The sequence below is a fragment of the Mesobacillus boroniphilus JCM 21738 genome (assembly GCF_000517385.1).
GTDB lineage: Bacteria > Bacillota > Bacilli > Bacillales > Cytobacillaceae > Mesobacillus > Mesobacillus boroniphilus.
In genome coordinates this window covers 1-852 of the sequence record NZ_BAUW01000229.1, presented here as the reverse complement: position 1 = coordinate 852, position 852 = coordinate 1, and the positions used below count along the sequence as shown (strand labels likewise).

6 tRNA genes and 1 rRNA gene are annotated in these 852 nt (G+C 48.9%); all 7 read right to left on the bottom strand.

The features are described 5' to 3' along the window. Positions 1-2: 2 nt before the first annotated feature. Positions 3-88: transfer RNA gene (locus JCM21738_RS21970), tRNA-Leu, on the bottom strand. A 7-nt stretch (positions 89-95) separates the two neighbouring features. Next, positions 96-170, bottom strand: a tRNA-Gly gene (locus JCM21738_RS21965). Positions 171-206: 36 nt separating this feature from the next. Next, a tRNA-Leu gene (locus JCM21738_RS21960) sits at positions 207-291 on the bottom strand. A 63-nt stretch (positions 292-354) separates the two neighbouring features. Then, positions 355-427: transfer RNA gene (locus JCM21738_RS21955), tRNA-Lys, on the bottom strand. Positions 428-437: 10 nt separating this feature from the next. Then, a tRNA-Thr gene (locus tag JCM21738_RS21950) sits at positions 438-510 on the bottom strand. 26 nt (positions 511-536) lie between these two features. After that, a tRNA-Val gene (locus tag JCM21738_RS21945) sits at positions 537-612 on the bottom strand. Positions 613-622: 10 nt separating this feature from the next. After that, a 5S ribosomal RNA gene (rrf, locus tag JCM21738_RS21940) occupies positions 623-738 on the bottom strand. Positions 739-852 lie beyond the last annotated feature (114 nt).

Sequence of the window (852 nt, the reverse complement as noted above, 5' to 3'; positions counted from 1 at the left end):
GGTGCCGAGGACCGGAATCGAACCGGTACGGTAGTCACCTACCGCAGGATTTTAAGTCCTGTGCGTCTGCCAGTTCCGCCACCCCGGCTAAGAAATGGAGCGGAAGACGGGATTCGAACCCGCGACCCCAACCTTGGCAAGGTTGTATTCTACCACTGAACTACTTCCGCATTTTATGGAAAGTTATTTTGCTAGTGCAAAAACTTTGGTGCGGGTGAAGGGAGTCGAACCCCCACGCCTTGCGGCGCCAGATCCTAAGTCTGGTGCGTCTGCCAATTCCGCCACACCCGCATATGAGATGATAAGTTTTCGCGAATTTTGGTTGTTTTTTTTCACTGTTGTGGAAAAACATGATGAGCCATGAAGGACTCGAACCTTCGACCCTCTGATTAAAAGTCAGATGCTCTACCGACTGAGCTAATGGCTCGTACAAAAGGTGCCGGCAAGAGGACTTGAACCCCCAACCTACTGATTACAAGTCAGTTGCTCTACCAATTGAGCTACACCGGCATTTGATTATCTTAGTAGAAAATATATGGTGGAGGATGACGGGATCGAACCGCCGACCCTCTGCTTGTAAGGCAGATGCTCTCCCAGCTGAGCTAATCCTCCATATATATATGCCCGGCGGCGTCCTACTCTCACAGGGGGAAACCCCCAACTACCATCGGCGCTGAGAAGCTTAACTTCCGTGTTCGGTATGGGAACGGGTGTGACCTTCTCGCCATCGCCACCAGACTATTTAATTGAAAGGAACCTATTTATTCCTTCAAAACTAGATAATATTGTAAGAAGAATAAGATGAAACGAGTAATCAAATGTCCAGTTTCGGCTCCTAATAATCGCCTGCAC